Source organism: Dietzia aerolata (assembly GCF_014144865.1).
Taxonomy (GTDB): Bacteria; Actinomycetota; Actinomycetes; order Mycobacteriales; family Mycobacteriaceae; genus Dietzia; species Dietzia aerolata.
In genome coordinates this window covers 1-9,806 of sequence record NZ_JAALDM010000027.1, presented here as the reverse complement: position 1 = coordinate 9,806, position 9,806 = coordinate 1, and the positions used below count along the sequence as shown (strand labels likewise).

8 protein-coding genes are annotated in these 9,806 nt (G+C 70.4%); 5 read left to right on the top strand and 3 right to left on the bottom strand.

Annotated features, from left to right (window positions below):
* From G6016_RS02245 to G6016_RS02230, 4 genes are all read left to right on the top strand, one after another.
* A partial coding sequence (locus tag G6016_RS02245) for an IclR family transcriptional regulator (RefSeq protein ID WP_182631084.1) occupies positions 1 to 673 on the top strand: 673 nt, incomplete at its 5' end.
* 93 nt (positions 674 to 766) lie between these two features.
* The gene (locus G6016_RS02240; protein WP_182631083.1) at positions 767 to 2,503 is read left to right on the top strand and encodes a helix-turn-helix domain-containing protein; all 1,737 of its coding nucleotides are present in this window, start codon (positions 767 to 769) and stop codon (positions 2,501 to 2,503) included.
* A 98-nt stretch (positions 2,504 to 2,601) separates the two neighbouring features.
* A complete protein-coding gene (locus G6016_RS02235) occupies positions 2,602 to 4,128 on the top strand; it encodes an aldehyde dehydrogenase family protein (RefSeq protein ID WP_182631082.1) in 1,527 nt (508 codons plus the stop codon).
* 113 nt (positions 4,129 to 4,241) lie between these two features.
* A complete protein-coding gene (locus G6016_RS02230; RefSeq protein WP_182631081.1) occupies positions 4,242 to 5,354 on the top strand; it encodes an NDMA-dependent alcohol dehydrogenase in 1,113 nt (370 codons plus the stop codon).
* Between the two features lie 379 nt (positions 5,355 to 5,733).
* Here the strand turns inward: G6016_RS02230 and G6016_RS02225 are convergent, their stop codons facing one another.
* The 3 genes from G6016_RS02225 to G6016_RS02215 form a co-directional block, all read right to left on the bottom strand.
* Positions 5,734 to 6,675, bottom strand: coding sequence for an SDR family oxidoreductase (locus G6016_RS02225; protein ID WP_182631080.1), 942 nt, complete (start codon positions 6,673 to 6,675; stop codon positions 5,734 to 5,736).
* A 240-nt stretch (positions 6,676 to 6,915) separates the two neighbouring features.
* Complete coding sequence (locus G6016_RS02220; RefSeq protein ID WP_182631079.1) at positions 6,916 to 7,662, bottom strand: ABC transporter permease; 747 nt, start codon at positions 7,660 to 7,662, stop codon at positions 6,916 to 6,918.
* On the bottom strand, positions 7,659 to 8,606 hold the full coding sequence (locus G6016_RS02215) for an ABC transporter ATP-binding protein (protein WP_182631078.1): 948 nt from the start codon (positions 8,604 to 8,606) through the stop codon (positions 7,659 to 7,661). Before G6016_RS02215 ends, G6016_RS02220 begins: the two co-directional genes overlap by 4 nt.
* Positions 8,607 to 8,814: 208 nt before the next feature.
* Here G6016_RS02215 and G6016_RS02210 point away from each other — a divergent pair.
* The coding region (locus G6016_RS02210; RefSeq protein WP_187354251.1) for an alpha/beta fold hydrolase at positions 8,815 to 9,806 on the top strand (992 nt) is incomplete at its 3' end.

The following is a 9,806-nucleotide window of genomic DNA, read 5'->3' as shown; positions in this document are numbered from 1 at the left end:
CGACACCGGGATCGGCGCGGTGGTCATCGAGGCCCGCGACGGACTGGCCGAGGTCGTGGACGCCGTCGGCGCCGGCATGCGCACCGCCGCGCGCGAGGTCATGCCCGTCGGGCACGTCACCCCGATCCGCGCACCGTTCGCGCGCGAGTTGGCCGCCCGCTTCACATTGGCCGAGCAACGTGGATGGTTTGCCGACGGCACCGGCATCACCGATGCCGCGCGCGAGCGGCTCGAACTCGTCCTCCCCCAGATCGCCCGCCGCGGATGGTCGATCGAGCGGCTGACCCCGGCCCGCCGCGAGCTGCTGCGCATGGCGGATTCCCTGGAATCCGCCGGCGTCGGTGCGCTGGTCCGCGAGCGGGTGTCAGAGCTGTTTGTCGAGTTGTCCGAGATCGACGTGACCGACGCCGACCTCTCCGCCACCGCCGATATCGCGGTGGCCTCGATCGCCGCCCCCGTACTGCGACCGGACGGCCGGGCGATCGGATCGGTGGCCGTGGCCCCCGGCCGACGCATGACCGGCCGGGCCGTGACGCGCGCGGTCCGGGCGGTGACCGACTGCGCGAACGCGGTCTCGGCCCGCCTCGCCGCACGCCCTGTCACGGGCCCCGGGCACATGGCCGCGCTACCGTCGCATCTCGTGCACCCGGCCCACGCGGCGCGCCATCCCTGACGGCACCCTGAGAGATCCCGATCGCCCTCGTTCCCCACACCGATTCGGCGGTATGGTGCGGATCACACCCGAACCGTCGTTGGAGGTGTCCGCTTGCCATCCCTCGCCGAGCCCGCCTCGCCCGGGCCCGACCAGGACCAGCTCACCCTGTCCTGGCGGCGATCCGCGTCGTGCGGACTCACCCCTCAGAGCGCACGCCCGGGAGTACCGGGCCCGGAAGGCATGCGTGCGCGTCGCCTCGCCGAGGCCGCCGGTCCGGTCCTGGACGAGCTCGACTCGACCCTGCGCGGTACCGGCGCGACGCTCCTGCTGGCGGACCGCAGCGGACAGGTGGTCCGCACGGTGCGGGACGCCGCGCGGGTCACCCGGATGTTGTTGCGCCGGGGTGTCGACGACGGCGCGGTCCTCACCGAGGACGCCGTGGGCAACAACGGCATCGGCACCGCCCTCGAGACGCGCGCCGGCGTGTTCATCCACGGCGACCAACACTTCGCGGAGGTCCTGCGCGACTTCAGCTGCTACGGGCACCCCATCATCGATCCGCTCACCCGCCGCATCGTCGGAGCGGTCAACCTGTCCGGGCTGAACGCCGACGCGTCGCGACTGTTCGCGCCGTTCGTGCGCACGATCGTCGCGGAGATCGAGGCCCGCTACGTGGACACCGCCGGCAGCGATGACCGCGAGTTGTGGCGTCGCTTCGTCGAGCGCACCCGCACGTCCGAGTCGCTGACCTGCGCCTTCGGCGACGAGGTGGTGCTCGCCTCCAACGCGAGCCTCGAGCGACTCGCCGCCCAGGACATCGCGACACTCCGCCGGATGGTGGAGCGGGGCCAGGTCGCGGACGCCGTGGACCTGTCGGTCGGTCGCGTGGGAATCACCTCGAGTCGGGTCGGCCGCCGCGGCCACCTGGTCGACCTGAGCTTCCCTGACCTACCTGATTTTCACGACGACGACGAGGCCAGCCACCCGCGAACCGCCCGCGGAGGCCGGGGCAACGATCAACGCCCGATCCACGTCGGTGAGGCAATCAGTGCCGGATCTCGGCCCGCGCCCCTCACCCGGCCGCAGGCATCCACAGTCTCGAAGTCGCAGGGCACCCATGCCGTGGTCGGTCCGTCGGGCTCGGGCAGGTCCACTACAGCCGTTGAGCTGGCCGGTCCGGATGCCGTCCACGTCAGGCTCGCCGATGCCGACGATGCCCTGCAGGCCTGGCAGGACCTCGCGGCGCCCGCCCTCCGGGGCATGCGCGACGAGCCCACCGTGCTGATACTCGACGACATCGATCTGCTCGCCGATGCCGATCTCCGGCGCCTGGCCTCACGGCTGGGCTCGATGGCTGACGGTGTCGTCGTCGTCACCAGTCGCGACAACCCCCGCCCCGCGGTGACGGAGGTGCTCGACGTCTGCGGCACACGCACCACGGTGCGCCCCCTGCACGAGCGCGGCGCGGAACTCGAGGACATTGTTGGCGCGATGGTCGAGGCGTTGGCCGCCGCTCGCGGCACCGACGCACCGGCGGTGACCCCGCGGTTCCTCGACGCGGTGAGCGGCCTGGACCTGCCCAACGGCCTGGTCTCGCTGCGCGCCATCCTCACCGAATGTCTCGACGACCCCAGCCGGCGGGGTGCGCGGCGACTCGACGTGGGCGACCTGCCCTCCCGCGCCCGCACCGGACGGCCCCCGACCCAGGGCGAGTTGGCGCGCGGCGAGTACGACGCGATCGTCGCGGCGCTGGCCGAATGCAACGGCGTGCGGTCGCGGGCGGCGAAGCGTCTCGGGATCAGCCGCACGACCCTCTACGCCCGTATGCGCGAGTTCGACCTGTCCTGAAATTGTCCAGAAACTGAACACTTCGCCGGTGGATTTCTCCCCCATAGTCGTATGTGACCGGCCTCACACCGAGGCGGTCGCCGACTTCGGAGGTAGCCATGACCGGAACACTGAACCGTCCCACCAATGCCGCGGGGGTCGATGAGCGACTCAGCGCACAGGCCCGCGAATTCCTCGCCAGGCCGCACCGCCTGCTGATCGACGGACAGTGGGTCGACGCCGAGGACGGCCGCACGTTCGGCACCTACGATCCCGCCACCGGAGCCGAGATCACGCAGGTCGCGCACGGCGGCCCCGCGGACGTCGACAAGGCCGTGGCCGCCGCCCGCCGCGCGTTCGACGACGGTGGATGGTCCACCATGAAGCCCAACCAGCGCGAGCAGATCCTGTGGCGCATCGGCGACCTGCTCGATGAGCGGGCCGAGATGATCGGCCAGATCGAGGCGCTCGACAACGGCAAGGCCGCCACCATCGCCACCGCCGTGGACGTGGCCTGGGCCGCCGACGTATTCCGTTACTACGCCGGCTGGGCCACCAAGATCGAGGGCACCACGGTGGACGTGTCCATGCCGTTCGCCGGCGACAAGCAGTTCCACGCCTACACCACGCGTGTCCCGGTGGGCGTGTGTGGCCAGATCATCCCGTGGAACTTCCCGCTGGTCATGGCCTCGTGGAAGCTCGGCCCCGCACTGGCGACCGGCAACACGCTCGTCCTTAAGCCCGCCGAGCAGACGCCGCTGACCGCGCTGATCCTCGGCGAGATCTGCGCCGAGGCCGGGGTCCCGGACGGCGTGGTGAACATCATCACCGGATTCGGCGATGCCGGCGCCGCCATCTCCGGCCACCCCGATGTGGACAAGGTGGCTTTCACCGGTTCCACCGAGGTGGGCAAGAAGATCGTCGAGGCCGCACAGGGCAACCTCAAGAAGGTCTCCCTCGAGCTGGGCGGCAAGAGCGCCAACATCGTCTTCGCCGACTGCGACTGGGACGCCGCCGTCGCCGGGTCCGTCGCCGCGTGGATGTTCAACCACGGCCAGGCCTGCACCGCCGGCACCCGCCTCTACGTGGAGGACTCGATCTACGAGGAGTTCACCCAGGCCGTCGCCGACGCCGCGGCCCAGGCCACCATCGGACACGGTCTCGACCCCGCCACCGAGCTCGGCCCGCTGGTCGACCAGGACCAGTTCGACAAGGTCTCCTACTACCTGCGCGCCGGCATCGAAGACGGCGGACGGGCCCTGACCGGCGGCAATCGCCACGGCGACACCGGCTTCTTCGTCCAGCCGACCGTCTTCGTGGACGTCGAGCCCGACCACCGGGTGGTCACCGACGAGATCTTCGGCCCCGTCGTGTCCGCGCTGCGGTTCTCCGATGTCGACGACGCCGTCCGCCAGGCGAATGACTCCACCTACGGTCTCGCGGCCGGCATCTGGACCAAGGACATCTCCAAGGCCCACCACGTGGCCAGCCGCCTGCAGGCCGGATCGGTGTGGGTGAACCAGTACAACGGCTTCGACACCGCGATGCCGTTCGGCGGATTCAAGCAGTCCGGTTGGGGACGCGAGCTCGGCAAGGGCGCGCTCGACCTGTACACCCAGACCCGCTCGGTCAACATCGCGCTCTGAGCGGCGGGGCATCCCACCCCGATCGCGCACTGATCCGCGCCCCGATCCTCGCCCCGATCCTCGCCCCGGCGCTTCCCCCATCACGCACGCCCCTCCCCGAAAGGAACCCCGTCTTGAAGACCAAGGCAGCAGTGCTGTTCGACCTCCACCAGCCCTTCGAGATCATCGAGTTGGACCTGGACGATCCGGGCCCCGGCGAAGTCCTGATCAAGTACACGGCCGCCGGCCTGTGCCACTCCGACCTCCACCTGTCCGACGGCTCGCTGCCGCCCCGCTTCCCGATAGTCGGCGGGCATGAGGGGTCCGGCGTGATCGAGGCCGTGGGGCCCGGCGTGACCAAGGTCAAGCCCGGCGACCACGTGGTCTGCTCGTTCATCCCCAACTGCGGCACCTGCCGTTACTGCTCGACCGGTCGACAGAACCTGTGCGACATGGGCGCCACCATCCTCGACGGCCACATGCCCGACGGCACCTTCCGGTTCCATGCGGACGGTAAGGACTTCGGCGCCATGTGCATGCTCGGCACCTTCTCCGAGCGCTCGGTGATCTCCCAGCATTCAGTCGTCAAGGTCGACGACTGGCTCCCCCTGGAGAAGGCCGTCCTCGTCGGCTGCGGCGTCCCGTCGGGCTGGGGCACGGCGGTGTACACGGGCGGTGTCCGGCAGGGCGACACCGTGGTGATCTACGGAATCGGCGGCTTGGGCATCAACACCGTCCAGGGAGCTGTTCACTCGGGCGCCCGCCACGTCGTGGTCGTGGATCCGATCCAGTTCAAGCGCGACGAGGCCCTGAAGTTCGGTGCCACCCACGCGTTCGCCACTGCCGAGGAGGCCCATGCCGCGGTCGAGAAGCTCACGTGGGGCCAGATGGCAGACCAGGCTCTCATCCTGGTCGGCACCGTCGAGGAAGCGGTCGTGTCCGCTGCCTTCGACGTGATCGGCAAGGGCGGCACCGTGGTGATCACCGGTCTGGGCAACATGACCGACAAGACCGTGCAGGTGAGCGGCACCCAGCTCGCGCTGTTCGGCAAGACCATCAAGGGCTCGCTGTTCGGTTCTGCCAATCCGCAGTACGACATCATCAAGCTGCTGCGCCTGTATGACGAGGGCAAGCTCAAGCTCGACGAGCTGATCACCACCACCTACACCCTCGACACGATCAACCAGGGCTACCAGGACCTGCAGGACGGGAAAATCATGCGAGGTGTGTTGATCCACGACACGTGATCCGCGATACCCGGGCCAGCGCTACCCGGCCCGCAATTGCCGGCCAGCGCTACCCGGCCTGCGCTACCCGGGCCGCGGGGCCACGTTCGCCGGCCCGGCACAAGACATCGCCCGCCCGACCGCTGAAGCTCCGCGGCCGGGCGGGCGATTCCATGTGCGGTGCTCGTATGCGGTGCACTTGGGCACTCTCGCTGACTCGCATCCGCTCCTGTCGATGGCGTCTCGCGCCCGCCGATGGCGTCTCGCGCCTGCGGATGCTCGGTCGTTTCACAGCCGCACCTCTCGATGGCGTCTCGCCGTCGCCGATGCGCACGCGAGACGCCATCGTGAGGCGCGGGAGCGGAACTCGTGCCGGAAGAGGGCTGCAGCGGGGCGAGGTCTAGGGCGTCGGCGCGCCGCCGGTGACCGAGAGCGTGTTTCCTGTTGTGTACGACGACTCCTCGGAGGCCAGGTACACGTACGCGCCGGCCATCTCGACGGGCTGCCCCGGTCGCTTCAGCGGGTTCTTCTGCCCGTGGTACGGCAGCTGCTCAGGATCCTTGCCGCCGCTGACCTGCAGCGCGGTCCAGAACGGGCCCGGCGCCACGGCGTTGACCCGGATCCCGCGCGGCGCGAGCTGCTGGGCCAGCGATTTGGACATGATGTTGACCGCCGCTCGGGAGGTCGCGTAGTCCACCAGCCCGGCGGACGGCGTGTAGGCCTGCACGGACGAGGTGAAGATGACGCTCGCGCCGGGCTGCAGGTGCGGCAGCGCCTCCTGCATCTGCCAGAACGGGGCGTTGACGTTGACGTTCATCGTCTCGGCCCACTGCTCGGACGACAGGTCCTCCAGGTTCGCGACGAACGTCTGTCGTGCGGCGTTGAGCACCAGCACGTCGAGCCCGCCGAGGCCGGCGACCGCATCCCGGACGATCGCGCGCGCCGTCTCCTCGTTGCCGACGTCGCCGGGCAGGAGCACGCAGGTGCGTCCGGCGGCGCGGACCAGCTCGGCGACCTCGTCGGCATCGGACTGCTCGGATGGCAGGTAGCCGATCGCCACGTCGGCGCCCTCCCGCGCGTACGCGATCGCCACCGCCCGCCCGATCCCGGAGTCGCCGCCGGTGATGAGCGCCCGCCGGCCCTCGAGTCGGCCGTGCCCCACCCAGGAGTCCTCGCCGTGGTCCGCGGGCGGTTTCAACTCGGACGCGAGGCCAGGAAACGGCTGCGTCTGCAGCGGGATCTCCACCTCGTATTTGGTGGTGGGGTCGACAAGCGGCGAGCGGCCGGCAGAATCGGTGGAATCGGCGGTTTCAGCGGGTCGGGCGTGCGGATCGGTGGTCACGGTCGGCCTCCTGGGTCGTGGGTAATCCGACCGTACGCGCCCGACCGGATGCGGGCCCGGATTCGATCCCCCACACTGCGGACGGAAGCGATGTCAGCCACCTCCTCGTCAATGAGCCTGGTTCGTGGAGCTGGTGGATGTCTGCGGTGGGGTGTGTTGCGACGTTGTCGTCGTCATCTCATCGTGCCCGGTGGCGCCGTGCCTCGCGGTGACGCCGTGCCTTGCGGAAACGCGACGCGGTCATACCCGCCCGCGACGGCGACGCACCAGCACCGCCGCGATCCCACCCAGTATGAGGCCCCACACGACCACGTTGAGCACGGGCAGCCACAGTGGATCGGAGACGCCCTCGCTGATCACCCCGCCGGTGAGCGGAAACCTCGCCAGCGCGTTGACCCCGTACAGCGGAGTGAACCGGGCCAGGTCCAGCATCAGCCCGGACAGCGGGATGAACATGTTGCCCGCGAACGCCAGCAGCACGAGGCTGCCGCCGGCCACGCCCAGCGCCGATTCGGACCGGAAGGCCATCCCGACCGCCAGGCCGTACGCCGCGAACACCGCCGAAGCCACCCACGCCGCGCCGAGCGACAGTACCCACGCGGTGGGCGTGGCCTGCGCGCCGGTCAACGCGCCGACGAGGCCGATCAACAGCACGGGCACGGCCGCGATCGTCATGGCGACCGCGGATTCGGTGACCACGTACCCCGACCCGCTCCACGGGGTGAGGCCGAGCTGGCGGCCCCAGCCCTGGAAGCGCCCGAGCGCGGCGCCGCCGCTGATGGTCGTGGTGGCGGTGACCGCGCCGTACACGGCCATCGAGACCATTACGACCGCGCCGACGTTGCCGCTCTGGACCGGGGCGTCCTTGTACGACTGCGCGCTGCCGAAGACCAGGTACATCACGACCGGCAGGGCGACGATGAAGAACATGTTGGTGATGTCGCGCATCGTGCGCCGCAGATCGATCGCCCAGTAGGTGGTGTTCATCGGGTTGCCTCCAGGGTGGTGGGCGCGGCTGAGGTGGGGTCGGCGGTGAGAGTGAGGAAGGCGTCGTCGAGGGAGCGGGCGGTGATGGTGACATCACGCGCCGCGGTCCGGGTGAACAGGGCGCGGGCCGTGGCATCGCTATCCGTGCTGGTGAGGAGCACTCGCGCGGCGGTGCGCTCTACATCTGTCACACCCGGCAGGTCCTCCGGGGCGGGCTCGCCCGGCGACGGGCTCCACACCGCGGTAGTCCGACTGCCCGAGGTCATGGCGCGGATGCGGTCCACGGACCCGTCCGCCACGATCTCACCGCGGGCCATGAGCACGATCCGGTCGGCGAAGCCCTCGGCCTCCTCCATGTGGTGGGTGGCGAAGATGATCGTCGACCCGGACGACGCCTCGTCGTGCATCGTGGCCCAGAACTCGCGCCGCGAAGCGATGTCCATCGCGGCGGTGGGCTCGTCGAGGATCAGCAGGTCGGGATCCGGGAGCAGGGCGAGCGCGAACCGCAGCCGCTGCTGCTCGCCGCCCGAGCACCGGCCGACCTTACGGCGGGCGAGTCCGGCCAGCCCGGCCCGGTCGAGCACCTCCCCCACGCTGAGCGTGTCCTTGTAGAGCGCGGCGACCGCCCGGACGGTCTCGTCCACCGTGAGATCGGACAGCAGCCCACCGGACTGGAGCACCGCCGAGATCCGGCCGTCGGCGATCGCCTTCCGGGGGCGGTCTCCGAACACGGCAACCGTTCCGCCGGTCGGCTTGGTCAGGCCGAGCGCCATGTCGAGCGCGGTGGTCTTGCCCGCCCCGTTGGGGCCGAGCAGCGCGACCACCTCGCCGGTGCCGATGCGCAGGTCGATCCCGCGGACCGCCCGGACGGGCTGGGCACCGGGCGCGGTGAACGATTTGGTAAGGCCGGAGAACTCGAGGCCCGGCGGGTGCGTCGTGGTCATGGGCTCAAGCCTGGTCGACCGAGGCCGCGGTGCGAAGGGCCGAATGTCACGATCTCAACGATGACATTCGTCATGGGTGGGCCCGGGGGACGTCATGGGTCGGTCCGGGCGCGTCATGGGTGGGCCCGGGGGACGTCATGGGTACGCCCCGGGGGCAACCGCCCACCGCCCCGGCCCGCGATCGAGACCGGCCTGCGATCATCTCCACATGGCCAGCCGCGCAGCAGCATTCAACTTGTTCAGGTCCGGAGATTCTTACCGCAGATCGTTCGCCGTGGGGGTGTCGACGGTGCTGGCTGCGGCCGGCGTTGTCGTCGTCGTGGGATCTTCCCCCACCGCACCCACAGCGACGGCCGCACCCACCTGGGGCCCGTGCCCCGAGACCGTCACCACCCCGGGCGCGGTCTGCACCGCGGTGACCGTCCCGCAGGACTACTCCCAGCCCGACGGCGAGACGATCGACGTGACCGTCTCCAAACTCCCTGCGCGCGACCCCGGCGCCCGGCGCGGCGTCCTGTTCGGCAACGCCGGTGGCCCCGGCGGCGACACCCTCACCTACTTCGACGACAGCGGCCTGTTCACCTGGCCCGAGGAGATGCGCGACGAATGGGACCTCATCGGCGTGCAGCCGCGCGGACTCGCCCACGCCGGCCCGCTGCACTGCGAGCCCTTCCCCGTCGACCCGGTGACCATCGCCACCAACGGCGGCGCCGCCCACCGCGCCGGATGCGAGGCCGCGAGCGGTGACGACTGGCGGCACCTGACGACCGAGAACACGGCCCGCGACTGGGAGCTCGTCCGGCAGGCCCTGGGCGAGGAGCGGATCTCGATTCACGGCCTGTCCTACGGCACGCTGCTGGGCTCGACGTACGCGACCCTGTTCCCGCAGCACACCGACAAGATGGTGCTGGACTCCGGCGCGAACCCGGACTGGATGTGGAACGAGGTGCTCTACCAACAGAACGAGCCGTACAAGCAGCGGGTCCACGCGATGTTCGGCTGGATTGCGGACAACGATGACGTGTACGGCCTCGGTGACACCCCACTGAAGGTGTACCAGCGCTGGACCGAGCAGGTGCTGGCCGAGACCGGCACCACCGCCACCCTCGCGCCGCCGCCCGCGCAGGTCGGGGACGTGCCGGCCGAGTGGCAGGCGCTCGCGCAGCAGTGGATCGACGGCACCACGCTGACCGGGCCGGC